This is a genomic window from Pantoea sp. GM_Pan_3 (assembly GCF_026541045.1).
In the GTDB taxonomy this organism is placed as follows: domain Bacteria; phylum Pseudomonadota; class Gammaproteobacteria; order Enterobacterales; family Enterobacteriaceae; genus Pantoea; species Pantoea anthophila.
In genome coordinates, this window is record NZ_JALNVA010000001.1 from 474,298 (window position 1) to 500,077 (window position 25,780).

At 51.7% G+C, this 25,780-nt stretch carries 29 protein-coding genes; 14 read left to right on the forward strand and 15 right to left on the reverse strand.

Annotated elements, in window-relative coordinates:
• Positions 1-14: 14 nt before the first annotated feature.
• The 4 genes from fliI to fliF are packed head-to-tail and all read right to left on the reverse strand — an operon-like array spanning position 15 to position 4,786.
• Positions 15-1,385 (reverse strand): flagellar protein export ATPase FliI, encoded by a 1,371-nt coding sequence (fliI, locus tag OXR04_RS02140; protein ID WP_009089558.1) that lies wholly within the window; start codon positions 1,383-1,385, stop codon positions 15-17.
• Positions 1,385-2,077 carry a flagellar assembly protein FliH gene (gene fliH / locus OXR04_RS02145; protein ID WP_267369155.1) on the reverse strand — a complete coding sequence of 231 codons (693 nt, stop codon included), beginning with the start codon at positions 2,075-2,077 and terminating at the stop codon, positions 1,385-1,387. Before fliH ends, fliI begins: the two co-directional genes overlap by 1 nt.
• Positions 2,070-3,062, reverse strand: coding sequence for a flagellar motor switch protein FliG (fliG, locus tag OXR04_RS02150; protein ID WP_009089561.1), 993 nt, complete (start codon positions 3,060-3,062; stop codon positions 2,070-2,072). The genes fliH and fliG overlap by 8 nt, the downstream gene beginning before the upstream one ends.
• Positions 3,059-4,786: a flagellar basal-body MS-ring/collar protein FliF gene (gene fliF, locus OXR04_RS02155; protein WP_111208693.1), complete on the reverse strand. Its 1,728-nt coding sequence runs from the start codon at positions 4,784-4,786 to the stop codon at positions 3,059-3,061. The genes fliG and fliF overlap by 4 nt, the downstream gene beginning before the upstream one ends.
• 232 nt (positions 4,787-5,018) lie before the next feature.
• Here fliF and fliE point away from each other — a divergent pair, with 232 nt between their 5' ends.
• Positions 5,019-5,330 (forward strand): flagellar hook-basal body complex protein FliE, encoded by a 312-nt coding sequence (gene fliE, locus OXR04_RS02160; protein WP_009089566.1) that lies wholly within the window; start codon positions 5,019-5,021, stop codon positions 5,328-5,330.
• A gap of 1,053 nt (positions 5,331-6,383) precedes the next feature.
• Here fliE and OXR04_RS02165 read toward each other — a convergent pair.
• Positions 6,384-8,687 carry a glycosyltransferase gene (locus OXR04_RS02165; RefSeq protein ID WP_267369158.1) on the reverse strand — a complete coding sequence of 768 codons (2,304 nt, stop codon included), beginning with the start codon at positions 8,685-8,687 and terminating at the stop codon, positions 6,384-6,386.
• Between the two features lie 114 nt (positions 8,688-8,801).
• Here OXR04_RS02165 and OXR04_RS02170 point away from each other — a divergent pair, with 114 nt between their 5' ends.
• The gene (locus OXR04_RS02170; protein ID WP_140028904.1) at positions 8,802-9,611 is read left to right on the forward strand and encodes a polysaccharide pyruvyl transferase family protein; all 810 of its coding nucleotides are present in this window, start codon (positions 8,802-8,804) and stop codon (positions 9,609-9,611) included.
• A 31-nt stretch (positions 9,612-9,642) separates the two neighbouring features.
• On the opposite strand, the gene OXR04_RS02175 is transcribed toward OXR04_RS02170, so the two are convergent.
• Positions 9,643-10,278: a hypothetical protein gene (locus OXR04_RS02175; protein ID WP_267369160.1), complete on the reverse strand. Its 636-nt coding sequence runs from the start codon at positions 10,276-10,278 to the stop codon at positions 9,643-9,645.
• Between the two features lie 638 nt (positions 10,279-10,916).
• On the opposite strand from OXR04_RS02175, the gene OXR04_RS02180 reads away from it, so the two are divergent.
• The gene (locus tag OXR04_RS02180) at positions 10,917-11,258 is read left to right on the forward strand and encodes a hypothetical protein (protein ID WP_267369161.1); all 342 of its coding nucleotides are present in this window, start codon (positions 10,917-10,919) and stop codon (positions 11,256-11,258) included.
• A gap of 121 nt (positions 11,259-11,379) precedes the next feature.
• Here the strand turns inward: OXR04_RS02180 and OXR04_RS02185 are convergent, their stop codons facing one another.
• Entirely contained in the window at positions 11,380-11,736 is a 357-nt protein-coding gene (locus OXR04_RS02185) for a hypothetical protein (protein WP_267369162.1), read from the reverse strand.
• 260 nt (positions 11,737-11,996) lie between these two features.
• Complete coding sequence (locus OXR04_RS02190; protein ID WP_140922952.1) at positions 11,997-12,197, reverse strand: hypothetical protein; 201 nt, start codon at positions 12,195-12,197, stop codon at positions 11,997-11,999.
• A 207-nt stretch (positions 12,198-12,404) separates the two neighbouring features.
• Here OXR04_RS02190 and OXR04_RS02195 point away from each other — a divergent pair, with 207 nt between their 5' ends.
• The gene (locus OXR04_RS02195; protein ID WP_009089591.1) at positions 12,405-12,653 is read left to right on the forward strand and encodes a hypothetical protein; all 249 of its coding nucleotides are present in this window, start codon (positions 12,405-12,407) and stop codon (positions 12,651-12,653) included.
• 63 nt (positions 12,654-12,716) lie between these two features.
• On the opposite strand, the gene OXR04_RS02200 is transcribed toward OXR04_RS02195, so the two are convergent.
• Positions 12,717-13,349: a helix-turn-helix domain-containing protein gene (locus tag OXR04_RS02200; RefSeq protein WP_111208690.1), complete on the reverse strand. Its 633-nt coding sequence runs from the start codon at positions 13,347-13,349 to the stop codon at positions 12,717-12,719.
• A 136-nt stretch (positions 13,350-13,485) separates the two neighbouring features.
• On the opposite strand from OXR04_RS02200, the gene OXR04_RS02205 reads away from it, so the two are divergent.
• The 3 genes from OXR04_RS02205 to OXR04_RS02215 all read left to right on the forward strand — a co-directional run bounded on the left by OXR04_RS02205 (position 13,486) and on the right by OXR04_RS02215 (position 14,616).
• Positions 13,486-13,872, forward strand: a complete 387-nt coding sequence (locus OXR04_RS02205; RefSeq protein ID WP_009089595.1) for a hypothetical protein — start codon at positions 13,486-13,488, stop codon at positions 13,870-13,872.
• A gap of 4 nt (positions 13,873-13,876) precedes the next feature.
• The gene (locus OXR04_RS02210) at positions 13,877-14,191 is read left to right on the forward strand and encodes a hypothetical protein (protein ID WP_223815491.1); all 315 of its coding nucleotides are present in this window, start codon (positions 13,877-13,879) and stop codon (positions 14,189-14,191) included.
• A 158-nt stretch (positions 14,192-14,349) separates the two neighbouring features.
• The gene (locus OXR04_RS02215) at positions 14,350-14,616 is read left to right on the forward strand and encodes a hypothetical protein (RefSeq protein ID WP_009089598.1); all 267 of its coding nucleotides are present in this window, start codon (positions 14,350-14,352) and stop codon (positions 14,614-14,616) included.
• A gap of 38 nt (positions 14,617-14,654) precedes the next feature.
• Here the strand turns inward: OXR04_RS02215 and OXR04_RS02220 are convergent, their stop codons facing one another.
• Positions 14,655-14,894 (reverse strand): DinI-like family protein, encoded by a 240-nt coding sequence (locus OXR04_RS02220; protein ID WP_009089600.1) that lies wholly within the window; start codon positions 14,892-14,894, stop codon positions 14,655-14,657.
• A gap of 177 nt (positions 14,895-15,071) precedes the next feature.
• On the opposite strand from OXR04_RS02220, the gene iraP reads away from it, so the two are divergent.
• A complete protein-coding gene (gene iraP, locus OXR04_RS02225) occupies positions 15,072-15,359 on the forward strand; it encodes an anti-adapter protein IraP (protein ID WP_267369163.1) in 288 nt (95 codons plus the stop codon).
• Positions 15,360-15,428: 69 nt separating this feature from the next.
• Here iraP and OXR04_RS02230 read toward each other — a convergent pair whose 3' ends face one another.
• Complete coding sequence (locus OXR04_RS02230; protein ID WP_009089604.1) at positions 15,429-15,752, reverse strand: DUF6388 family protein; 324 nt, start codon at positions 15,750-15,752, stop codon at positions 15,429-15,431.
• A 252-nt stretch (positions 15,753-16,004) separates the two neighbouring features.
• Between OXR04_RS02230 and yedD the strand changes: the two genes are divergently transcribed.
• Positions 16,005-16,478, forward strand: a complete 474-nt coding sequence (yedD, locus tag OXR04_RS02235) for a lipoprotein YedD (RefSeq protein ID WP_009089605.1) — start codon at positions 16,005-16,007, stop codon at positions 16,476-16,478.
• 83 nt (positions 16,479-16,561) lie between these two features.
• Here yedD and amyA read toward each other — a convergent pair whose 3' ends face one another.
• From amyA to fliD, 4 genes are all read right to left on the reverse strand, one after another.
• Positions 16,562-18,043 (reverse strand): alpha-amylase, encoded by a 1,482-nt coding sequence (amyA, locus tag OXR04_RS02240; RefSeq protein ID WP_046102069.1) that lies wholly within the window; start codon positions 18,041-18,043, stop codon positions 16,562-16,564.
• A 103-nt stretch (positions 18,044-18,146) separates the two neighbouring features.
• Positions 18,147-18,512: a flagella biosynthesis regulatory protein FliT gene (gene fliT / locus OXR04_RS02245; RefSeq protein ID WP_009089609.1), complete on the reverse strand. Its 366-nt coding sequence runs from the start codon at positions 18,510-18,512 to the stop codon at positions 18,147-18,149.
• Entirely contained in the window at positions 18,512-18,919 is a 408-nt protein-coding gene (gene fliS, locus OXR04_RS02250) for a flagellar export chaperone FliS (protein ID WP_009089611.1), read from the reverse strand. Before fliS ends, fliT begins: the two co-directional genes overlap by 1 nt.
• A gap of 8 nt (positions 18,920-18,927) precedes the next feature.
• On the reverse strand, positions 18,928-20,346 hold the full coding sequence (gene fliD / locus OXR04_RS02255) for a flagellar filament capping protein FliD (protein WP_111208688.1): 1,419 nt from the start codon (positions 20,344-20,346) through the stop codon (positions 18,928-18,930).
• A 337-nt stretch (positions 20,347-20,683) separates the two neighbouring features.
• Between fliD and OXR04_RS02260 the strand changes: the two genes are divergently transcribed.
• From OXR04_RS02260 to OXR04_RS02280, 5 genes are all read left to right on the forward strand, one after another.
• Positions 20,684-21,967: a FliC/FljB family flagellin gene (locus OXR04_RS02260; protein WP_111208687.1), complete on the forward strand. Its 1,284-nt coding sequence runs from the start codon at positions 20,684-20,686 to the stop codon at positions 21,965-21,967.
• A 220-nt stretch (positions 21,968-22,187) separates the two neighbouring features.
• Positions 22,188-23,156, forward strand: a complete 969-nt coding sequence (locus tag OXR04_RS02265; protein WP_009089620.1) for an HNH endonuclease signature motif containing protein — start codon at positions 22,188-22,190, stop codon at positions 23,154-23,156.
• A gap of 144 nt (positions 23,157-23,300) precedes the next feature.
• Entirely contained in the window at positions 23,301-24,023 is a 723-nt protein-coding gene (locus OXR04_RS02270; RefSeq protein WP_058958307.1) for an RNA polymerase sigma factor FliA, read from the forward strand.
• Between the two features lie 50 nt (positions 24,024-24,073).
• Positions 24,074-24,577: a flagella biosynthesis regulatory protein FliZ gene (gene fliZ, locus OXR04_RS02275; protein WP_009089624.1), complete on the forward strand. Its 504-nt coding sequence runs from the start codon at positions 24,074-24,076 to the stop codon at positions 24,575-24,577.
• A gap of 192 nt (positions 24,578-24,769) precedes the next feature.
• Positions 24,770-25,756 (forward strand): D-cysteine desulfhydrase, encoded by a 987-nt coding sequence (locus tag OXR04_RS02280; RefSeq protein WP_267369164.1) that lies wholly within the window; start codon positions 24,770-24,772, stop codon positions 25,754-25,756.
• Positions 25,757-25,780: the final 24 nt, after the last annotated feature.

Consider the following 25,780-nt stretch of genomic DNA (forward strand, 5'->3'; position numbering starts at 1 on the left):
TTACCTCGCGTTAATCAGGTTGAGGCGCCAAACAGCGCATGGAGATGCAGGCTGGCGTCGTCATAATCGCTGCGCTCAAAGATGCCCTGCTGCAGGAAAGCTTCCATCTGCGGATAGAGCCGGATGGCTTTATCCAGCATCGGGTCGCTGCCGGCGGCATAGGCCCCTACGCTGACCAGATCGCGGTTACGCTGGAAGCTGGAGAGCAACTGCTTGAACTGGCGCACCTGAGCATAGTGGTTCTCATCGATCAGCGAGGTCATCGCACGACTGATCGACGCTTCAATATCAATGGCCGGATAGTGACCGGCTTCACCGAGCCGGCGCGACAGCACGATATGGCCGTCGAGAATCGCACGCGCGGAGTCGGCAATCGGGTCCTGCTGATCGTCACCTTCGGTCAGAACGGTATAGAACGCGGTGATGGAACCGCCGCCGTCGATACCGTTACCGGCACGCTCAACCAGCGCAGGCAGTTTGGCGAACACGGAAGGCGGATAGCCTTTGGTTGCCGGTGGTTCGCCGATCGCCAGGGCAATTTCACGCTGCGCCATGGCGTAGCGGGTCAGGGAGTCCATAATCAGCAGCACATGCTTGCCGCGGTCGCGAAAATCTTCCGCGATACGGGTCGCGTAGGCGGCACCCTGCATACGCAGCAGCGGTGAAACGTCTGCCGGGGCGGCGATGACCACAGAACGGGCGCGACCTTCAGCCCCGAGAATGTTCTCGATAAAATCTTTAACTTCGCGACCACGTTCGCCAATCAGGCCAACCACGATCACGTCCGCTTTGGTGTAGCGCGCCATCATGCCAAGCAGCACGCTTTTACCCACGCCTGAACCGGCAAACAGGCCCATACGCTGCCCGCGACCCACCGTCAGCAGGGCATTAATGGCACGCACGCCGGTATCCAGTACGTCGGTAATCGGCGTACGCTGCAGCGGGTTAAAAGGCGGCGTGATCAGCGGGGCGCGATAGCCGGTATCCGGTGATGGCAGACCATCCAGCGGTCGGCCACTGCCGTCGAGTACGCGGCCCAGCAGTTCGGGGCCCAGCATCAGCTGTTTGCCCGCCTGCGGATTGTCGCCGCTCTGGCGCGCATAGACCCGCGCACCGGGTAAAATGCCGTCCACCTCTTCCAGTGGCATCATCAGCAGCTTCTGACCGTTGAATCCCACCACTTCGCTTTCGATTTCGCTGATGTTTTTGCCATCGTTGCGTTCGATGATGCAGGTTGCGCCCAGCGGCAGCTGTAAGCCTGTGGCTTCCAGCACCAGGCCGGTGGCGCGGGTCAGACGGCCATAACGGCGTACCGGCTGCACCTGGGAAATGCGTTTTTCAAAGGCGTCCAGCGAGCCCAGCCAGCGGTTCAGACGGGTGGTCATCAGATTTCTCCCGGTGCGGCGAGGCGGCAGAGTTCCTGCCAGCGTGTCGCGACGCTGGCATCCAGATCGCCATCTTCCGCGCTGAGTTTGCAGCCGCCAGGGTGCAGGGTGCTGTCAGCGATCAGCCGCCAGCCGTGCAGATCCAGCGTCGGACCCAGGGTCTGTTCAATGCGCTGCAGATCGTCAGGGTGGACGCGCAGCTGAGGTTTGCCGCTGAACATCGGTTCCTGTTGCAGTAAACCCTGAATCTGACGCAGCAGGGCGGTGCCATCCACCGTGGTGGCCTGGCCAATCACCGAGCGCGCGGCTTCCAGCGCCAGCTGCATCAGGCGGGCAGCGATGACGCTATCCAGCGACTCCAGCGTGTTCTGAAACTCGGTCACCAGCTGGGACATCCGCGCCTGCAGGGGAGCCTGCTGCTGCTGAGCATCGGCCAGACCCTGCTGAAAACCGGCGTCGTAGCCCGCTTTCTGACCTTCGGTGACGCCCTGCTGAAAGCCTTCGTTGTAACCCTGGCCCTGCGCCTCTTTGCGCATCTGCTGCTGCAGACGTTCAAGCTGCTGCTGCTGCTCATCAACGCCGTCGTCAGATTCAGCGATCTCCGGCAGTGACTCCGGTTCAGGCTCATCAAAACGACCCAGATCGGTGGGCTGCCACAGCTGCCACGGGCGGGCAGAAAATGCATCAGACATAGGTTTCCTCGCCACCACCAATCACCATCTCGCCAGATTCGGCAAGGCGGCGAACAATCAGCAGGATTGCTTTCTGTTCGTTCTCTACAGCAGACATCCGCACCGGACCGCGGTTGGCCAGATCGTCGCGCAGAATGTCGGCCGCACGGGCTGACATGTTTTTGAGGAACTTCTCGCGCAGCGGCTGTTCGGCCCCTTTCAGTGCCACCAGCAGCTGCTCTGACTCCACTTCCTGCAACAGGCGCTGGATGCTGCGGTCGTCCACTTCCACCAGGTTTTCGAACAGGAACATCTCGTCGATAATTTTCTGCGCCAGCTCGCCATCGAAGTCGCGCACGGCTTCGATAACCGCCTCTTCCTGCTGGGTTTTCATCAGGTTGATGATCTCGGCTGCGGTTCTCACGCCGCCCATCTTCGCGCGCTTGAGGTTGGTGCCATCCAGCAGGCCGTTCAGTACTTCGGTCAGCTCGGCCAGCGCGGCAGGCTGCACCCCACCAAAGGTCGCGATACGCAGCATCACATCGTGGCGCAGACGCTCGTCGAACAGCGCCAGAATATCGGCCGCCTGACCCCGTTTGAGGTGAACCAGGATGGTGGCGATGATCTGAGGATGCTCGTCGCGGATAAGGTCGGCAGCGGCCTGCGGCTCCATAAAGTTGAGCGTTTCCATCCCGCTGGTGGTTTCCCGCGTTTCGAGAATATCTTCCAGCAGACTGGCGGCGCGCTCCTCGCCCAGCGCACGGGTCAGCACCGAGCGCAGGTATTCGTTGGAGTTCAGGCTCAGCGCCGCAAACTGCTCGGCATCGGTTTCGAACTCACGCAGTATCTCGGTCAGCTGCTTGTGTGACACCTGACGCATGCTGGCCATCGCGGCGCTGAGGTGCTGCACTTCGCGCTGGTTCAGATGTTTAAACACTTCCGCGGCGCGCTCTTCGCCAATGGTCATCATCAGGATGGCGCTTTTTTCAGTTCCGGTCAGACTCATAGCTCTTTACTCATCCATTCGCGAATCACCAGCGCAACAACGCGCGGATCGTTTTCTGACATGTCGCGGATGCGTTGACTCATCACTTCTGCGCTCATGCGGTTGTTAGACTTACGTTCCTGCTCCAGCTCATCTTTGCTGAGCTGCACACTAAAGGCTTCCTCTTCTTCCTGCTGCGTGGCGCGGGCGGCAACGGCTTCGGCGGCGGCTTTCTCGGCAGCCTGCTTACGCACCAGATGCGGACGCACCATCTTGCGGTAGAGAATGAAGGCCACCAGGGCAATCAACAGCCATTTACCCGCACTCATCAGCTGATCAAAGAAGGACTGCTGCTGCCAGAAGGGCAGGTCGGTGCTCACCGGCTCAGTTGAGTTGAACTGCGAGTTCACCACGTTGATGCTGTCGCCACGCGTCTGGGAGTAACCCATCGCTTCACGGGTCAGATCTTCAATCTGCTTCAGCTGCGCTTCATTCAGCGCGACCGTTTTGCCTTTATCGTCGGTACGGAAGTTCACCACCACCGCAACGGAAAGCCGCTGTACGTCACCTACGTTGAGTTTGGTATGACGAATGGTGCGGTCCAGCTCGTAGTTCACGGTGTCGTCACGACGTGAGTTGGTCGGCGTCGCGCTGGCTGTGGCCGTGCTGGTGGTCTGGCCGGCGTTGTTCTGTCCGTTAGCATTCTGACCATTGGCGTTCTGGCCATTGGCCGCAGTGTTATTTGGCGTTGTGACCGGCGCTGAGTTAGCTGGCGCAGGCTGGTTAGAGAGTGCGCCCGGCACGCCACCCGGATAGGGGCTGCCCGACTGATCGCTGGTGCTGGTCTGACGCGAACGGATCGCCGTATTCGACGGATTCGCGTTAGGCTGATATTTCTCGTCAGTCTGCTCGCTGGTATCGAAATTAATCTGCGCGGTGACCTGCGCATGCACGTTGCCCTGGCCCACGATAGGGTTCAGGATCGCTTCAATACGTTGCTGATAACGCGCTTCCACTTCAGAGGCATATTTCAGCTGTGCATCATTCAGATCGCGCCCTACGGAGTCGGAGCGGGTCAGCAGGCGACCAGTCTGATCAACGACCGTCACGTTGCCCGGCGGTAAACCGGCGACGCTGCTGGAGACCATATGGACGATGGCCTGAATCTGGCCTTCATCGAGCGCACGGCCAGGCTGCAGCGTTAAGGTGACAGAGGCAGACGGGGCTTTCTGCTCACGCACGAACAGGGTCGGTTTTGGCATCGCCAGATGGACACGGGCGCTTTTGACCGGGCCGAGTGATTCGATCGTGCGGGCCAGTTCGCCTTCCAGCGCGCGCTGATAGTTAACCTGCTCGCTGAACTGGCTGATGCCGAACTTCTCTTTATCGAGCAGTTCAAACCCCACCGAGCCGCCTTTCGGCAGACCCTGCTGAGCCAGACGCAGACGCAGCTCGTGCACGTTAGCCTCAGGCACCATCAGTGCGCCGCCGTTTTCAGCGAAGCGATAGGGGATGTTCATCTGCGTCAGCTGCGTGACGATAGCCCCGCCATCTTCATCAGAGAGGTTGTTGTAAAGCACGCTGTAGCTGGGCTGCTTTGCCCACAGCACCATCGCGATGACGATCGCGATAACGGCGGCGGCGGCGACGATAAGAGGAATACGCGGATTGGCGCGCAGGCGAGCGAGCAGGTCACCGAAGCCTTTCTTTTCTTGATCTGGTGTGGCGGCTGTACTCGCATTCATGACCGATTCCTGCCTGACGTAATTGACCGGGTAAGTTGAGATGGCAAAACAGACTCCCTGACCTGCGTAGATAAAATTTCCACTTCAATGCCAGGCATTATTAGGTGATAAGCAAAATTCGATGCGTGGATAAGGTAGGTTTTTTGCTGTCATTTAGCGCCTTTGTCTCATTGACAACGTGTTAACTTTTGCCCACAGAAAAAATCCCACCCTCTTTTATAAGGTATCGTTCATGTCTATTCAGGCTATTGACGGCGTACTCCAGCAGCTTCAGGTCACCTCACTGCAGGCCAGCAACCGCAGCAGTGAAGCCACAAATCAGATCGACTTTGGTGCAACCATGAAGGCCGCACTGGATAAGATCAGCGAAACGCAGACGACCGCCCGCACCCAGGCGCAGGATTTTGAGATGGGGAAACCCGGCGTGGCGCTGAATGATGTGATGGTCGATCTCCAGAAATCCTCTATCTCCATGCAGATGGGGATTCAGGTCAGGAACAAGCTGGTCTCGGCGTACAGCGAGATTATGAATATGCAGGTGTAGGCAGGAAGCTGTCTGAAGCTGTTGAGGTTTTTCATACTGCCACTTTGGTGAAGCACATATGTAGAACAGAATCGCTCATTAATCTTTTAATGAGCGATAGCTGGCCGGTATTGTACACTAGCGCCCAAAACCCGACACACCCTCTGCGCAACTCAAGGACTCCTTTGTCAGGAAACATCGTTCGGTTTAGAGCCTGCCGAAAGCACCCGGCACGCGAAGGTATGACGTGAATGACTGGCTCTGCGGTGACACTGTCCTGCGCGTCTGAGTGGGCCAGTCCATGTCTGCCTTAGTAACTTCAGATTAGCAGGATCCGGAGCATTTATTGGCTGCATTGATGCTGGAATTGAAAATGAATGTCTTCTGTTCCTTAATTCTCTATCTACTCTCTGGTATGACAATCGATTAAGGTCTGAGGATACATTCTTGTCAGCTTCCTGTAAGTGAACCCATCGGCATGGATGGATGCAAAGAGCAGGCTTAGCCGGCTCTTTTACCGAACTGATAGGATTTTTCTAAAAATTGCCAATAAAATCTGGCTTCAGCCTGACACAATATTATGTTGCGGTATTAACTTTTAGCCTGTAAGGCCTTAATTAGCTTTAGTCAGGAATCCGCCACTTCCTCATTAGCACCAGATTTGATGAGTAAATATTCGCCTCCAGTGAGTAAGCGGCAGTTCAGTACGCTAATTAACCTACCTTGACTAGTGCGGTCAGATGATTCTGCTTAATAATTTAGCAGACTACTTCAGTCTTCTGATATACCTGTTTCTATTATTACTTCATACATTCATTTCGAATATGATAGAGAATCGAGCAGGGCTTTTATGAGGGCAATCCTGCAGCGTGAATTTGAATAGCAACTCAATGATTCACCCGGAAATGACAACTTCGATAAATATTGATATATGTTGTTTTTATGCTAGAGGGGTTATCTGATTAGTTGAAATTAGCACTTTATGATTGTGCAGAAAAGGTATGAGCTGAAATTTAAAGTCAAATAATAAAAAGCCCGACAAATGCGGGCTTTTTATTATATCTGATCCTGTGATTAATTAAAGGCAGATTTGATTTTTCTCAATACTTTTCGGGTCAGAGAGACTTTTTCCATAGTTATTTCACGATGAATCCGGGAAATGTTATCATTAAGCACATTAAATCTATCATGTGCCCAACCCTCCTGTTGCTGTGAAATCAGCATTTCTAATTTATTATTTAGAGAGTTGAAGCGGTCATGTGCCCAGCCATCCTGTTCTTGTGAAATCAGCCATTCAATATCATGTTGAATAGTATTTATCCTATTATGCAAAGATTGGGATGAACTGAGGTTTTGGAGCCTGTGAATTTCTCTTTCCAGCTCGGCAATTTTTTCCATATAAGCTGGCATTAACCCTAAAGCAAAATTGTACTTGACGTTTTCATCCATGAAAGGCCGGAAGCTTCGGTAATTGTTTCTGGATCTGTTACCGCTAAGTAACATTCCCGAATTTGCAACGCGGTACCAGAAAAGAGGTTCTGGAACAAGTTGCAATGAATGACCTTTCAAAACAGCTTTGCTGAAGAACTCCCAATCTTCATGACCTAAGCCATAGTCTTCTGTGAAACCGCCAACGTTTTGAAATACTTCTTTTTTAATCAATGCATTCGCATCACCAAAGCAGTTGTTGAAGCTGGCAATATTCAAATCGGCGCCAAGAGGAAGCCAGCAATGTGTCATTTTTCTGAATGGTGATGGATATTCTTCGTTGAAGACAAGATCGCTTGGAGTCGTCAGAATATCGGCACCGGAATTAATAGCTGCAACAATAAAGGTTTCAACTTCATGGGGTTTAGCGACGTTATCATCATCCATGAAAAGCAAAAAATCACCTGATGCATGCTTAGCAGCAAGGTTTCGAGCAGCACCTAAATAGTTATTGGAACTGCGAATGATCTTCCAGTTTCTGAGGTTGAAGTCTGACTCGATTAAATCAAGATACTTATGAGAATCCTCATCTTCGCTTCCATCATCCACTATTACTACTTCAATGTTTGAATAAGTTTGCGCCTTAATAGAAGCAACAGCCTGCTGTAATAAATGATGTCTGTCATGATGCGTTATACACACGCTAACTAAAGGTAAGTTATCCTTATCCGGAGTTACTTTACTATCACTGTACTCGGCACGTAAACATTGCAGCCAGCTGTTCTCAATATCTTTAGGGTCGGCGATCAGGTGTGTCTCACAATTAATTTTCTTCAATCGTGAGTGAATCTTACCATAAAGATCTACAGGGTTAGGTTGGAACAATATTTCGGTATGATTCTCACGTGGTATTAATTCAGGTATGCCACCAACTGAAGATGCAAGGAAATTAACGTTATTAATCAGGCATTCATATACTGTATAGGGGGAATTCTCCACCAGAGAAGGAATGATGACAAGTGTGTTTTTTCTTTTAATATAGTTATTTGCATTAGTGCGATCGTAATCGCTTATAATGTTTACCGGCAATTCCAAATGCCGAGTGCTGTTTCTAATGTGGGTTTCAGAATCTATTGACCCCAGATTAACCTTTTTGCCCAAAAAGGTTACAGCTCTTAGATTTTTTTTATCATCGCTGCTTAAGTTTTTCAATGCTCGCAGGAAAATATCAAGACCTTTTCTGGTCTCTAGGCGACCAAAAAATACCAGTTCAATTTTTTCATCTGATGTCTTAACATCTTCACTGTAAAATATTTTACTATTGTCTTCAAAGCCCTGAAAAGGAGCGCAGTTTAAAATAACGCTTTTTTTATCAGTAAGGTCCCAGCCTTTAGCTTGCATCCAATCGAAAAGATATTGTGAAGGGCTAATAACTTCATCAGCCATTTCAGTAACAGCCTTTTCCATGTGATAAAGTTCTAAGTGATTCTGATCATAAGGTAATTGGTAATTACCTTCATCAGACCATAACGTAGAACTATGTGTATTGATGATGAATTTTGTTTTTGTGAAGTTTATCCCTTGTTTTTTTATAAGCAAAGAATAGTATAAATCGGCTTGCCATTCACAAGAGATAATAACGTCATATATATTGTTTTCTTTAAGCCATAGATATATTGAGTAACTTTTTTTTCTAAAGTATGGGGCGTCAATATTAATGTCATTATTAAGTTGTGTGCTTAATAAGTTAACGCCATGTTTACTATAGTAAACCGCCCAGTCTTTGAATGATTTTGAAGTAGATTCTGAGTAAGCACCGCTAGTGTATAATACATCAATGTCAAAACCATTTTTGGCTAACATGGTAGCTAAAGCGGTAAACGCCGTTCCGATGCCACCATTTCTGACCGGACCTTCGATATCCGGCGTCATAATAAGAATCTTCTTCATTGTAAATTTTCCTAATCGAGATATGCTTCTATTCAGAAGTTAAAAATTTAAAGAGTTCAGCTGCTAAAACGCTCAGGCATCCACCCGTTTGCAAGTTACTATTAGGTAAAAAAAATGACATCTAACGATTTAGGTTTTGAATCTTTACTAAAATTTTACCATTCTAAGTACAATCTTGTCTACAAGGCTAACCCTGGTAATGCGGGTGATGGCGTCATTGCTTCGGCGACGTATGACTTTTTCAAGCAAAATGGCTTGAATTATGAACAGTATCGCAAAACCAACGATTATGATTCGGGCAAAGATGTTTTAATTTTTGGTGGTGGTGGCAACTTAATCGAAGGTTTGTACTCAGAAGGTAAAGAATTTATTTCTGATAATAAAAACAATTTCGCCAAAGTAATTATTATGCCCTCAACTATAAGAGGATATGAGGATTTCTTCAGGGAGGGTTTAGATAAATTTATTGTTTGTTGTCGTGAGAGTATCTCTTTTGAGTATATAAAGTCTCTTGGATATGATTCAGGGGAAAATTGCTTACTTACAGATGATATGGCATTTTATTTAGATTTGCCGTCGTATCTTTCATGCGTCGAGCCTTTCAAAGGTGTAGCTAACTGCTATCGTACCGACTCCGAATCGTTAACAAATGAATATAGAGAAAATAATCACGACATATCTTTAACATGGAACGGTGACTATTGGGATAATGAATTTCTGGCAGCTAATTCCACACGTTGCATGATTAATTTTTTGGAAGAATACGATATTATTAATACTGATAGACTTCATGTAGCAATTCTTGGTTCATTACTTGGTAAGGAAGTGAATTTCCATCCAAACTCCTACTATAAAAACGAAGCCGTTTATAAATATTCGTTATTGAACCGATACCATAAAACTGTATTTATTTCTGCCGGATGAAAATGCTAGCAGCGCATTGAGCGCTGCCTCATTACTTTATGTCATTATAATTTTTCAGGAGCAGTTCCCATCCGGAACGCGAGTATTCATTTGCCCGACTATAATCTGCAAATCTATCGATGAAGCCAATGAAAAAATTGTTGTCTAATTTGACAATCTTGCCAGGGGTGTTATTTTCATCTGCTTTTTTTACATATAAGAGACTGGATGTTCCAAGTTTTTTTAAGTACTTTGATATCTCTTGTGCCTGCGCATCAAGGTTGCTGGCATTGTTTTTGAGAACGTATGTTTTTTTTCCCGAAGAAACGCCCTTTTTGAATTTATCAATAAGGTAGTCTAACTTTTCAAGTTCATTTTTATGAATTTCTCTGTTTTCTTTTTCAGAGAATCTCCACTGCCACTCACCATCAACATTGTCGCTATACATTTTTGTATGGAAACAAATGTCGCAGGATTTATCCAGCACCATATCTTGCCATGAGGGGACAAGATTTTTATATTCAAATATGTTTTCAAAATCTTTATTGAGCAATCCGATAAAGCTGTCGTAATTTTTTATTAAAGTCCAGCGAAACATGCTACCATCGTCACAGTCTGAATCTCTTAAGAAAAAAGCGAACTCACAATTATCTCCGATGCTTTCAAATTCTTCATATCCGGTATTCATGTCATGTCCCGTAAACTATATGTAATAACCTGACTGTCATAATGAACGATATTAATTATTTAATTAATATAGTCAAGAAGAATTTATGTATAATTTGAGCCTTAACCAAATTTACAGGCTAAGTTTAAATATTTCCAGCCAATAAGGCTCCTTGAGATAGCAAACAACTGATGTCGCTTGTGAAAAACAGCCTCAGACGCTTATAGTACTTTGGCAGGCTGCCACTAAAAGAGTATTTTCCAAAGGCTACTGTTCTGTACCCTAATGGATTTTATTTTTGTCAATAAAATCAATTGGATGTGATTCTTGCAAGGGTGTGTGTACTGCATGTTCGTTAAAAAATGCAGGAGTCAACTATGAAACGGGATCTTTCATAAATGTATATCCAGTCTGACTCAACAATAATGTGAGGCACTATTTTTAACGCTTTAACCTTTTTGTTTATGGAATAAGCCGTTGTTCACTTTTTACGGGGTATGCAAAGCCTGCTAATCTTCGGTAATCAGTTTTCATCTTACATTTCCGTGGTCTGGCCATCCTTCGCTATACTCCTTCACATCCCGGGCGGCGAGGGAGGAAACACGGTTTCCCCTGTATCGCTGCTCTGTTTCCCTTCGCTCCAGCAGGATGCCAGCATTATGAATAAAAGAGTCACCCTGATAGCCTGTCTGTTCGCCATGTCAGCCCCCGCCTTCTCTGCGACGCAGTGCGGGCCGTTCTATCTGAAAGCGGATAAGAATCACTGGTTCTCCGTCAATGGCGAACGTGCGAAAACGCAGAAAGTGACGTTCAGTAAGGAGAAGGGGGATTACGAAAACGCAACGGTAAAGCTGCGGGTTAAAAACGCCCGGGCGCCGGGCATGGTTGATTTAGAGCAGACAACGCGCGCGGGGAAAGCAGAGCTCAGGGCTGAAATCGTCCGAACCAGCCAGAATCAGATTCGGATACGCGGTTCGTACGATTGTGTACAGGCGGAGTAAGCCGGGCTGCCATAGCCGCTTCTGTCAGCGTGTCGCCGCTTCCGGTGGTCAGCATCGAACCAGGGCAGGCCATGATTCACTGCCTGCGTGCAAACGCCGTGGTCATGGCCAGTCTATCAGACTATCGTGATGTCCGGCACGCTGAGACCATATCTGAAATCGCGGCCTGAACGTCAGACGCCTTCGGGTCAGCGTAGAAGGTGGCACTGGTCTGATTGCGGCTAAACCTGTCAATCTCGACCCACGCGACCGTTTCGCCATCCTGTTCAAGGTTAAATCTTTTTGTTCCTCCCGGCAGCGGATCATCCTGAGCCAGGTAAAGCTGCTGAATCTGTGCCGCCTCACTCAGGCAGGACTCAAGCTGCCAGGGATGCCCGTCAAAATACGCCATTTTTACCTGAGGATGCAGTCCGACGCGTCCCATGTCCACGCATCCGCTCAGCAGAATCAGGCTCAGGGTAATAACGCTTTTTTTCATTCCAGACACTCTCATCGTTGCTGACGCTCTGCGCCGTGACAAAGAAAACGGCTCCCTGTCATTCCGGACAGATAATAGCGTATTACACAATGATAATCCGGCTGCATCACGATGTTCGTGTGCTGTTAAGGCGTCGTAAAAGAGAAGGGGAGAAAGCGGGCAGCGCATCAGACCGGTCAATCTTCAGCGATCGATTACAATGAGGAGGGCGACAGAGAGCGTCACAGACCAGCGCGTCCGGAGGACGCGCCTCACAGGAGTTACTGCGCTTTGAAAGGATCTTTTTTATCATCCTGGCTGTCATCATTTTTTCGCGGCACTTCCCCGTGATCTTTTGGGGCATCCGTCGCAGGGTGATCATCTTCCTCATAAGCGTTGCCCGCGTGCGGCGCTGCTTCCGGCAGACTCTTGCTCACCTCACCTTCATGCTTACGTTCTTCGTTCGTTTTGTGCTTAAACATCATTCGCTCCTTTTGGTTCCCAGTGCTGTAAGTCTAGACCAGCGCTGAGATCTCGCCTCCGGCCCTGTCAGAGACATCGACGTGAAAGGAGCTCTCTTCACTGCGGGCAACTCCAGCACCAGGCTGTCAGTAACTTCGATTAAAAAATTCGATTGAACTGATTAACAAAAGGCATATAGTGAGCTGCGTTACCAGGAGATAGAGATTATGTTACGAGATCATTTAAAGATTGAAGCGGAAGACCAGTTAATCGAGCAGCGGTCGCTGAGCCTGCGAAATCGGGGTCAGGAAGAGGTCACCGAGTGGATTATTGTTAACCGCGAAGGGATTAAAAAGGGCGGCGTCACGCTGTTCGATAAACTCACAACCCGCCGTTCATGGCCGGTCAGCTACCGGATTATGCAGACCGACCTGCAGGGCAATGTGGTTGTCGATCGGCTCACCGACGCACTCTGATTTCCCGATATATCGCCGCCACGGTTAAATGCAGAACCGATAACCCGCACCCGGCGGGTTTTTTTATGGCTGTCGAAAGCGGCGCAGTTCGACCAGTGTACCAATCAGCTTCAGGTTATCGCGCCGGGAGTGCAGCTCAGGGAAATTGATATTGACCGGCGCGAGTTCAAACTGCGTGACACCCTCTTCACTGCCTCGCTGACGCCAGGTTCGCAGCAGGGCGACCTGTTGCTGTAGCGCCAGCACGCTGTCGCCAGGCTGCGGTGACAGGCTGGGATCGATAATCACCACATCATCGCGCAGAATCGCCGGTGCCATCGACTGATCCTCTACCCGAAAGGCAAAACTCTGCTGAGACAGCGCCATATCGTTATGCATCAGACGATCCTGCCGGACAGAACCGGCATCACTCAGCCATTGCGCCACATCGCGCTGCGCCAGCAAAGGAATCTGGTGCAGCCCGGCCCAGGCGCTTTCGCTGAAAACAGGACCATCACCCTCTATCAGAAAGGCCGGTGCGCAGCCCAGTGCTTCAGAGAGCCGAAGCAGGTTTTCGCCACGCGGCAGGGTCTCTTCTTTTTCCCATTGTGAAACGGCTACATGGGACACGTTTACCTGCTGCGCCAGCTGTTTCTGCGTTAACTGCAGTGACTTGCGTCGGAGTCGGATGCGATCACCCAGGGTTTCGTTTTTCATCTGCTTGACTTTTTGGTTAAGAGTGACTTAAGTATACTTAAACCTGGTATTTAAGCAATCTTAAATTCGTGGGCAAAAAGGTGGCTGTTAAGTATGCCGTGAGTTCCAGAGACCTTACCGGAAAAAGGGGTGTGGCATGGAAAGTAGTCTGATTACCAGTATGGGTGCGTTAGTTCTGGGTGGGGGCGCCGCAGCACTTTTCTGGAAACCGTTGTTGGCGGGTATCGCCTCAATCGTGACCAGTAATCGGGCAGGCGGCGAAATTATTACCAGTTACAAAGAGCAGGTGGTGTTGCTGAAAGAGAGCAATGCGCTGATACGGGAGGAGAATGATGAGTTACGCGAACGGCACGACAGAAATCTGCGGCGTATTGCCACGCTTGAAACCGATCTCCGGTTAATCAAAAACGCAGTGGGTATTTTACTGGCAATGACCGAAACCGATCAGAACGATAAGTTTCGTAATGAAATTGATCGGCTTATCTCAACTCTGGAGGATCGCAGCGATGACACCGATAAATAGTCCTTTGACCGTTCTGACATACCGGCGAAAAGTGATTCTCGGCGGAATTCTGCTGAGCTGTTCGATGATCTGCATCCTGATGACCATCATTTTTCTCTATGTCAGCAACACCGCAAATAAGCGGGTGGAGGAGATCCGGGCGGATTACCGGGTCATCGCCGCCCGCCGTGAGGACAAAGTCGATCTGCTCACGGATCAGGTTGCGGCGTTGCAGCATAAGCTTGATGCGCTGCCCGATCGCACAGCAGATAAAACGGTCAACAAAGTCAAAGAGGTGGTAAAAGAGGGCGATTTACCTTCGGCCGAAACGGGGCAATAGCCGTAACTTCCGATTATTCCTAGGGCGGCTTCGCTATTATCGACTACGTTTAAATCTCCGGGCGACATTTTCTATCTTAAATGCAGGCCCGCTGATTGGCTGGTTGATGAACCGCAAAGCCTAATCACTTTGGAAAACTGACCAGAAGGAAAATTAGCATGAGCGATTCAACCGAAACCAAGACTAAAAACGATTATCTGCGTGACGTAGCGTCGCAGCTGAAAGAGATGCGCCACTATGCGCAGACCAACACTGAAACCCTCTCCAGCCACTGGTTAGCCTTTGATGCCGGTGAATATAAAGATAAGACCAACGCTGACCGAATCGACGCGTTGCTCAACAAACAGGGTAAACTGCTGGACGACCTGGATGCCGCCATTCAGGATATTGAGATTGAAATTAATCACAGTGAGCAGGAGAGCTGATTCCTCTCCCGCTGACTGATGCGGTGGCCGATCAGGGATTAATCGGCCACCAGCCACATTTCCGCTTCGTCGAACATCTCTTCCACGATACGCGCAACCGTCGCTTTATCGTTCTTACTCAAATCTGTGTCAATCGCATTACGCTCCATCGGCTTAACCTTAACTTCAATGTCAGGAAAGACCCGATGCACCCGCTTTTCCAGCTCCTCAAGAATCATCTCGCGAGCACCCGGTAAACCGGCAACGTTGCGCTTGTCATAAATCAATTCAACAAACATGATGGCAATCCATTCAGGGCAAAATCGCTGATCTATAATACTGTAAATAAAAACAGTAGCAAGGTTGAGCGCCGGTTTTGACGCAAATTTTTATGCCGTCCGGGCCGCCATCTTCAGCTGGAAAAATGCGCGCGCATCGCGACATAATGGCGGCTTACTCTTCAGGAGGCCTGCGCGATGCGACAACTGGTAATCGATATTCTGCTTAAGCTGGCGAAAATGGATGTGGATGCGAAAGAGCTGACCGCTCAGATTGAAGCCCAGTCGCTGCTGGTTGCGGCGCTGCTGGTACAGGCAAAACAGGATAACTCCCTGACCATTACCGAAACCGTACAGGATGCGATTGTCACCGCCTCCCGCTCTTCAGCCGAATTTATGCAGTCCGATGTTGATCTGCTGCTGACCCACATTAATCGTCTGCTGGCCGTGGCCAGTTATGTTGAGGTGAAGGGCAGGACCCTCTGAACGCGCGGGCAGGGTGAAACTGACCTCTGAAGAAGATTAACCGGCACGCGTCTTCAGAGGTCGCCTCAATCAGAGTTCGTTTTTAATGCAGAACTCTTCCCAGCTCATCCCCAGTGACGCAGCATGCGATTTGAGATAAGCCTCGATAGCTTCAGCCGCCACCGCTTTATCCGGCTCCGCGAGCTGGATAGAAAAAATCATGCCATCCAGATTCTTCTGACGCAGGAAGGCCGCATAGATGCGTTCAGCATGCCATTCGCGCAGCTCTCGCAGTGAGAGATTGGCCGCGCGGGCATCGCTCTCAGTCAGTTCATCAAGGGCAGCCTGAAAGTCCGGGTGGGCGGTAAAAAACATCTCGCGTGCCTGCGCGTAGTAGGCTTCTGGGGTTTTCATCATTCTGTTCCTGAAAGTCTGTTGCAGCGCGCCAGTGTAACGGGTTGTCTTACGGTTGTCAGGCACCGTCGCGCCGGAATGTCGCGGCGGGGGCCGTCCGCAGACAGCCGTTCCGGGAATGACCGGTAACGGATAAGGTGAGAAATAGGGTGCAATCCGGGTGAAGCAGCAGCCCGAACCGTCAGATACCTTGCGCAGCGCGGGGAAAAAATTATAACGTAGCCGCCATTAACGCGATTTTAGGGATTAAACATGAAAAAGTGGATGCTGATTGCGGCGCTGGCACTGGGTGGCTGTGCGCAAATCAACGATTATGAAAATGCGGTGCAGACCCCGGCACCCGCCGATTTGCAGGGCAACTGGCAAACCGTCGGACCGCAGAGCGGTCTGATCAGCGGCCAGGCGACAGGCAGCATCATTATTAATGCGGATGGCAGCACGCTGGATTGCCGTCAGTGGCAGCGGGTGATCGCCAAGCCCGGCAAGCTGACCCGACTGAATGGCGACTACGTTAATGTGACACGTCAGCTGCGTGTGATGCCGCTGGATGTCGACAATGGCGAGCTTAGCTACGATGGCCTGACGCTGCGAAAAGTGGCCCGTCCGACGGTTGAGTGTCAGCAGGCGCTGGAGGAGATGGCAAAGCAACCTAAAGCCACGGTGATCCAGAATATCGAACCCCAGTTGCTGCGTACATCGATTACCGAGCACAACGCCCAGTCATAACCCCACCTGTAAAACAGCCCCGGCAGGGCAGAGCCATCCTGATGCTCTGACTGCCGGGGCTTCATACTGAGGTCAGCAGAAAATCAGTCCGCCACTACCCAGACGCTGACGCTGCCGCCGTTGCAGGCAAATACTGCGGTGCCGTGCTCATCGGCGGTGATTGTCTCTTCACGGTTACCCAGATAGTCGCGCCACACCTTACCGGCAAAGCCTTCACCCATGGGCACGCTTTTCTCACCCGCATCACCGTTTGACATAATCACCACGCAACCTGGCTGGGTTTCCGTGCCGCTGCGGCTGAAGGCGACACAGTTGGGATGATCAAAGTAGTCGGTCTGAACACCCCAGCCATACTGCTGCCGCGCCCGGATCAGGCCTTCGAGTTCCGGGATCACCGGCATCTCAATCTTGTGCGTTTCACCGTCACCCCCCTCATCTTCGTACGTCGCGCCGAACAGGTCAGGATAGAAAACGGTTGGCACGCCCTGTTCACGCAGCAGGATCAGGGCATAGGCCAGCGGTTTGAACCAGGCTTCAACCGGCGCCTCCAGTGACTGCAGCGGCTGAGTATCGTGGTTCGCCACGATAGTCACGGCGTGCCATGGGTCAGCGACCACCAGAGAATTGGCAAAAATCTGGCTCATATCGTAGGCACTGCCTGCGGTTGACGCCTGATGGAAGTTCATATGCAGCGGGGCATCAAACAGCATGGTTTTGCCTTCCACCTGATGCACATACTCCTGCAGCTTCTCCGTTTCAAACGACCAGTATTCAGCGACGATAAACATCGGCTCTTCAGCCACCTCCTGAATATGGTCGATCCACTCCTTGTAGAACCACGCCGGGATATGTTTTACCGCATCCAGGCGGAAACCGGTGCAGGGAACCTGTTCCATCACCCAGCGCGCCCAGTATTTCAGCTCCTCTCTGACCGCATTGTTGCGGAAATCGATGTTGGCTCCCATCAGATAATCGAAATTACCCAGCTCGTTATCCACCTGGTCGTTCCAGCCTTCCGCGGTGTAATCGTTGATGATTTTGAACACACCGTTTTCGTCCGGATTTTCGATGTGGTCTACGCCGCTGAAACATTTGTGATCCCAGATGAATTTCGAATACTCCCCGGCGCGCGCCGGAAAGGTGAATTTCGTCCAGGCTTCACACTCGACGACCTCATCGTCAATTTCATCGCGGTTGTCCGGATTGACGCGGTTAACGCTGATCGCCTCTTTCTCGTCCGCGCCCATTTTGTGGTTCACCACCACATCGAGCAGCACCCCGATGTTATGGCTGCGCAGCGCCTCTGTGGCGGCCAGTAACTGCTGTTTGTCGCCATATTTGGTGGCAACCCCGCCTTTCTGATCGAATTCCCCCAGGTCAAAAAGATCATAGCTGTCGTAACCGACAGAATAACCACCCGAACCCCCTTTGTAACACGGTGGTAACCACGCCATCGTAATGCCAGTTTCGCTGAGCCACGCCGCGCGATCGGCGACTTCAGGCCACAGTTTGCTGCCATCCGGGTAATACCAATGGAAAAACTGTAATAACGTTGGGTTTTGCATGTACCGCTCTCCAGGGGGGATGATGAAAATCAAGTATGGAGTAAGCGGCAGAAAAGAGACGCCGCGCAGAAAAATAAATCTGGCGGCGTGGCAGAGCAGGGGATCAGGAGAGGGTTTCGCGGGGCACCATCACCACACCGCCCTGGTTACCATAGGCGGACATGACAGATTTCTGGCGGCTGCTCTGACCCACCAGCGCGGCCAGCTCATCCATCCGCGCCTGCAGCAGACGTTTCACTTCACTTTCGTTATCCAGGATATGCCGCAACACCGGGCGCAGCTGCTCCTGCGTCTGCGCCGACGGCGAGGCCTTATCTGTCGACTGGGCTAAATTCTGCACCGCGCTGACATACTCCATCTCCCTGCTGATCAATTCATCCCATTCGCCCTGTGCTGCGTGACGCAGCATGCCCTGGCTGAGATCGAGTAACTGTTGGTAAACGGCAATCAGATGCGGTGCAGTAGTCATTAAACGGCGTCCTGAATCAGGTTAGATTGAACCACTTCTTTCCACGCGTCCGCGATGTTGCGCAGCAGGCCTTCGACCTCCCCGACCGCTTCAACATCGTTGTGCAGGTTGGCCTGCAGCAGGCGACGCGTCATGTAGTTGTAAAGATCCAGCAGGTTATCTGCCAGTTCGTCACCACTGTTTTCAGCAAGCCCTTCTTTCAGACCAGCTTCGATAATATTGATAGCTTTAGAAATTGAGGTGCCTTTACCTTCAATATTGCCATCCTGCATAAACAGACGGGCGCGGATCAGCGCGCTCAGTGCGCCGTCGAACAGCATCACGACCAGTTGCTGCTGGCTGGCGCTCATCACGGCGCTTTCGACGCCAATTTTTGCATAGGCTTTGGTGCCTGTAGCGGTGTACATGGTCACTCCTATGATTTATCAGAAGAACTTGACGTATCGAACTGCTGCGTCAGATAAGAACTGGTTGAGTTAAGTTTACTGATAGCCAGATCCAGCTGAGTAAACTGCGTTTTATAGCGTGCGATATCCGCGTCGATGCGGTCGCTGGTGGTGTTGTAAAGGGCGGTCAGGTTTTTCAGCGTCTTACTCACGCCATCTGTAGCAGACTGAACGATTCCTGTGGATGAGAGCCATCCGGTAACGCTAGTCGCAATTTTGGTGGTAATGCCGGTGGTCTTACCGTCACCCACAATCATCTCTTTGACGCCTGCAGCGTCTTTATCCAGTGCGGCACTCACCTTGGTGGAATCAATGACCAGAGAGCCGGTTTGAGGATCGGTGGTAATGCCAATCTGCCCCAGAGATTTATAGGCAGATGTGCTCTGCGCATTGGTCAGCATGCTCTTCAGCTGAGTCTCAATGGTCCGCAGGGTACTGTCACCCAGCAGGGCGCCATTACTGGAGTCCTGCGAATCGGTGTTGGTATCCACTTGGGTGTATTTGGTCAGGGTATTAAACTGATCCAGCAACGTATTGTAGGCATCAACCCAGCTGCTGATGGCACTGGAGGCTTTGGACGTATCCTTGGCGATAGTTAGCGTCTGGGCGCCAGTGGTCTGCGCGGTAAGATTCAGGGTAATCCCTTCCAGCGCATCGCTGATCTGGTTGCTGCTGTTCTCAATTGCAACGTTGTTAACGGTCAGCTGGGCATTCTGCGCCGGGACGCTTTGCGTCATCGCATTGCTGCTGGCGGAGGCATCATAGCCCACGATCCCCTGCAGGGTGTCATCACCGGTCACGGCAATCTTCGTCACCGCATTGTCGCTGCCGGTTTTGTTGGCGCTCATGGAGAGGCGGAAACTGCCATCTGACACCTTGATAATTGTCGCGGTGACGCCGGCATCTGCGCCGTTAATCGCGTCACGCATGCCGGTCAGCGAAGTCTGATCGCTGCTCAGCGTCACGCTTTTGCTGGTGCCATCTTTTAAGGTGATAGCAATGCTGCGGCTGGATGCGGAGCTGTCGCCCAGTGCGGCGGTGTTGCTGCTCTGCACTGCTGATGTCAGCACCTGCGCCTGCGCCAGCTGGGTTACACTGATAGAGTATTTACCCGCCACGGTGCTGCCAGAAGTCGTGGCGCTGAATGCCGTTGAGCTGCTGGTCGCGGTGGTCGCGGTAAACAGGTCGGCACTGTTCAGCTTGGTGTTGGCAGTCTGGAAGGTCGTCAATGCGCTCTTCATGGTGGCGTAGGCACTGAGCTTGGCAGTATAAGCAGACTGCTGTGTTGAAATCGGTTTGAGCGCCGCTTTTTCAGCGGTCTGCAGGTTATCAAGCATGGTACTGAGTGGCAGGCCGGAACCCACACCGAGATTGCTAAAACTAGCCATGGTTCTTCCTTTATAAGGTCGACAGGGAAAGTGAATAGCTGGGTTATCGGCCTTGAATGCGGAAAGTTTAAAGGTATTTGCCTTAGGGTAATGAGTTAAATAAGGACTATAGAGAAGGGTAATTCAGCGGCTAGAAAATTAATGAATCAGGCCTAAAGAAGTCGGAAAGGGTGGCGATAACCTCAAACGTGACAGGCAGAAGCAAAAAATTTCGCCTGGTACTAAAAAAATTCTAAAGGTTGTTTGACGACAGACGATAACAACTTTGACGGCGCTGAAGCCGGCGGGTTGAAGCCCACACCTTAACCGAAAGACTTGATTAACAGGAAAATTTATCATGGCCCAAGTCATTAACACCAACAGCCTCTCGCTGATCACTCAGAACAACATCAACAAGAACCAGTCAGCTCTGTCTACTTCAATGGAGCGTCTGTCTTCTGGTTTACGTATCAACAGCGCGAAAGATGACGCTGCTGGTCAGGCGATTGCCAACCGTTTCACCTCTAACATCAAAGGTCTGACTCAGGCTGCCCGTAACGCCAACGACGGTATCTCTGCTGCGCAGACTACTGAAGGCGCGCTGTCAGAAATCAACAACAACTTACAGCGTGTTCGTGAACTGACCGTACAGGCTCAGAACGGCACTAACTCTGATTCTGACCTCTCTTCAATCCAGGACGAAATCAAATCCCGTCTGGACGAGATTGACCGCGTTTCTGGTCAGACTCAGTTCAACGGCGTGAACGTACTGGCTAAAGACGGCAAAATGTCTATCCAGGTTGGTTCTAACGACGGTCAGACTATCGACATCGACCTGAAGAAAATCGACTCTTCAACTCTGGGTCTGTCAGGTTTCGGCGTCTCTAAAAACGCACTGAAAACCAGCGATGCAATCACTCAGGTTGGCGCAAGCGGTTCACTGAAAGATGTTAACCTGTCAGCTGTTGCCACTGCTCTGAAAGTAGATGCAAGCTCACTGTCACTGAGAAACGTACAGACTTCAGCTGGCGCAGCCACTGCAACTTACGTTGTTTCTTCTGGCAACGACAACTACGCCGTTTCTGTTGATGACGCGACAGGTAACGTTTCACTGAACACCACTGACGTCTCTTACACCGACTCAGCTAACGGCGTGACTGCTGGTACCATGTCTGGTCAGTTCGTTAAAGTTGGTGCAGATTCAACTGGCGCAGCTCAGGGTTATGTGACTGTTCAGGGCAAAGACTACAACACCGCAGCAGGCGCAATTGTCAATGGTAGCGCAGGTGGTACTACTGGTGTTGCAAGCAACATCGGCGACATCGCTGACGCAGCTAACGCTAACGCTCACAAAGGTTCAGCGACTGCTAACCCACTGGCACTGCTGGACAAAGCTATCGCATCTGTTGATAACTTCCGTTCAAGCCTGGGTGCGGTACAGAACCGTCTGAACTCAGCGGTCACTAACCTGAACAACACCACCACCAACCTGTCTGCAGCACAGTCTCGCATTCAGGATGCTGACTACGCGACTGAAGTGTCAAACATGTCTAAAGCGCAGATCGTTCAGCAGGCTGGTAACTCCGTGCTGGGCAAAGCGAACCAGGTTCCACAGCAGGTTCTGTCTCTGCTGCAGGGCTAATCGCTTCTGTCAAAATTCAAAACCCTGCTTCGGCAGGGTTTTTTTTGATCTTTTTCTCCTGCGCCGGGCTGAAAGCCGGAGAATGCACTGAGCCTGAAGTCGCCTCTGCCGGTACTTTATTACCCCACAACTTCCCCCGCCCGTTACAGTTCCCGCCACGCTTGCCGATAACTCTTCACAGAACACTATAACTTTCGATGTTAACTTTTGTGGAGTGTCTATGCGCTTCAACTATGACCTGCTGCCGGGTGAGCGGCTGACGTTTGAAGAGATCGCCCGGCGTTATGCCCAGCAATACCCTGATGAAAAAGAGCTGACGGCACGTGCACTGCTGAGTCCCTCAACCGGGTTGCGAACCCTGAAGATACGCGCGGTCTTCGCCCAGGAAGAGAGCAACAGCCCGCTGGAGGATCTGCTGTTTATCTCCAGTGATAACGAGCGCAAGAATTACCTGCGCCGCTTTGAGCACTATCTGAAGCAGAATCTCTCTTTCCTCTATTTCCGCCGCAGCGAGAACGAAAAGCGCGACAACCTGTGGAAAGTGATGGGCAGCAGTCAGGTTTTTGCCATGATCGATCCGCAATCTGCTACGGCGCAGAATCTGCTGCAGAGTCGCGGCTATAAACTGGTGATGATGCATCAGGATGAGGATGAGGCCTACTGGCAGCTCTTTAACCCGCAGGCGAACCCCTGTTTTCCGCAGTCGCAGACTATCCAGTTTATCGTGGTGCTGAGTACGCCAGAGCACAAGGTGCCTGCGGCGGTGATGCCGGGGACGGAAGTCGGACGACGCGTCAAGGCGCGGGTGCTGCAGCGGGCCAGCCAGGCGGAGTTTATCGCCGGTGTAAAAGCCCGCTACGGTGCCTGTGTCATGACCGGCACAGAGCTGACCGAACGGCATAGCTGGCCCTGGGTCGAAGCCTGCCATATCGACACCCAGGAGAGCGATGACGGGCTGGTGGCGGACAACAGCATCGATAACGGCCTGTTTTTACGCAGTGATTTGCAGCGGTTGTTTATTAACCGATTGATTAGCATTGATGGTGAGTCGGGACAGATCACCGTGCATCCCGGCGAGGATGCACAACAACATATTTCGCCCTGGTATCAGGAACTGGATGGCCGGATTTGCAGCCTGTGGGCTGCGGTGCCACCCGCCACGCGGCAACGGCTGCGCGCCCGTCGATAATCCCCGCTGAAGAGTGCAGAAGGATCTGCATTCTGAAGTAACAAAAGTGAAATAGCCTCGTTTTACCCCGCCTATTCCTCCAATCGAAAACGCTACAGAATTGGATAATCATGCCGATAACATCATTAACGCAGGGTAGTCAACGTGAACGATTTCTATACCGCCGAAGGCGTGATGGACAAGCATTCGCTCTGGCAGCGCTACGTGCCGCTGGTGCGCCATGAAGCGCTGCGTCTGCAGGTTCGCCTGCCGGCCAGCGTTGAACTTGACGATTTGCTGCAGGCCGGGGGGATAGGGCTGTTGAATGCCGTAGAGCGTTATGACGCGCTACAGGGAACAGCCTTTACCACCTACGCCGTACAGCGTATTCGTGGCGCAATGCTCGACGAGCTTCGCAGTCGGGACTGGGCACCGCGCAGCGTGCGCCGCAACGCGCGTGAGGTGGCCGGAGCGATGCACAAGGTAGAACAGTCGCTGGGGCGTTCCGCCTCCGAGCAGGAAGTGGCGCAGCAGCTGAACGTTTCCATGGAGGAGTACCGGCAGATCCTGCTGGACACCAACAACAGTCAACTTTTCTCCTACGACGAGTATCGGGAAGAGCACGGCGACAGTGCGGAGCTGGTGACGGAAGGCCATGAGGAGGCTAATCCGCTTCATCAGTTGCTTGAAGGGAGTCTGCGTGAGCGCGTCATTGAAGCGATCGAAGCGTTACCCGATCGTGAAAAGATGGTGCTGACACTGTACTACCAGGAAGAACTGAACCTGAAAGAGATTGGCGCGGTGCTTGATGTGGGTGAATCCCGCGTCAGTCAGCTGCACAGTCAGGCGATTAAACGCCTGCGGGCCCGGCTTACGGGAGCGCGCTAGCAGTATCAGTTCCTGGCGATTCAAAAATATAAGAAACCGGGGACTCAGTAATGGGAGCCAAGACCAAGGCCAGACCGTTAAGTCGTTATCTTAAAGACTATAAACACAGCCAGAGCAACTGTTCGCATTGTGGCAAGGTATTAGATCGAATGGCGCTCGTTTTTCGTGGTCAGATCATCAATAAAGAGGCCATCGCTCGGATGGACCAGATGATTGATGAACAACTGTGGCTGAAGCTTCAGCCAGAGCTGACCGCGCTCTGTCGCTTCTGCAGCGATATTTTTTGCAATACTCATCCGAATTATTTCGACATTATGGCGTTTAAACAGTACCTGTTTGAACAGACAGAAATGAGCCCCAGCACGATTCGCGAATATGTGGTGCGGCTGCGTCGGCTGGATGAGATGCTCAAAGCCAAAAATTTCCCCGCCGACAGGCTTAAGGGAGAGAGCTGGCATCAGTGTCTGGAAAGCGATCTGCCGGATGCCGGAAATAATAATTACCGCATCGCGCTGCGCAAGTACGATCAATTCTTAGGCTGGCAGCAGGGGTAACCCTGGTCTGCACCGAGGGCTCCCCCACGTGCCTGCGGCACGTTACTCTGTTATCCGCCTGCCGGGTAACGGAGAAGGGGGGAGCACGGCGCCGCTTCCTCACCGCATCGACGGTCACCTGAATCAGAGTGATCCTTTGCGCATCTTCTGCAACACTGTAAGGATAATTTGAATGCCCGAACGGAGGCAGCATTGTCTTTACATCTGTTACACCAATTCCCGCGTCTTGAACTGCTGGGCGCCCCGACACCGTTAGAACACCTGCCACGCCTCTCCGACTATCTGGGTCGCGATATTTTCATCAAACGTGATGACTTCACGCCAATGGCGATGGGCGGCAACAAGCTGCGTAAACTCGAATTCCTGGCGGCCGATGCGCTGCGCGAAGGGGCGGATGTGCTGCTGACGGCGGGCGCGATCCAGTCCAACCATGTGCGCCAGACCGCGGCCGTGGCAGCCCGCCTCGGCCTGAAGTGCGTGGCACTGCTGGAAAACCCGATTGGTACCCACGCTGAAAACTACCTGAGCAACGGCAACCGCCTGCTGCTGGATCTGATGGATGCGGAGGTGATCGCCGTGGATACGCTGCATAATCCCGCCGAACAGCTGGCTGAACAGGCTACACGTCTGGAAGCGCAGGGATTCCGTCCTTATATCGTTCCGGTCGGCGGCTCAAATGCGCTGGGTGCGCTAGGCTATGTGGAGTGCGCCCAGGAGATTGCACATCAGAGCGAAGGCGTGGTGGATTTTGCCGCCGTCGTGGTGGCATCAGGCAGCGCGGGCACCCATGCGGGGCTGGCGGTCGGCCTGGAGCAGCTGCTGCCGGAAACCGAGCTGGTAGGCGTCACCGTTTCACGTCAGACCGACGCGCAGTTGCCGCTGGTTGAGCGGCTGCGTCAGTCGCTGGCAGCCTCACTGGAGGTGCAGGCAACGGCCCCGATCACGCTGTGGGATGAGTATTTTGCGCCCCGCTATGGTGAGCCCAATGAGGAGGGCATGGAGGCGGTGAAACTGCTGGCAAGGCTGGAAGGCATTTTGCTGGACCCGGTCTATACCGGCAAGGCGATGGCCGGCCTGATTGATGGCATCAGTCAGAACCGCTTCCGTCGCGAAGGCCCGTTGCTGTTTATTCATACTGGCGGCGCGCCCGCGTTATTTGCTTATCATCCTTCGATCTGAGACAAGCGAATAAAACAGTTTATA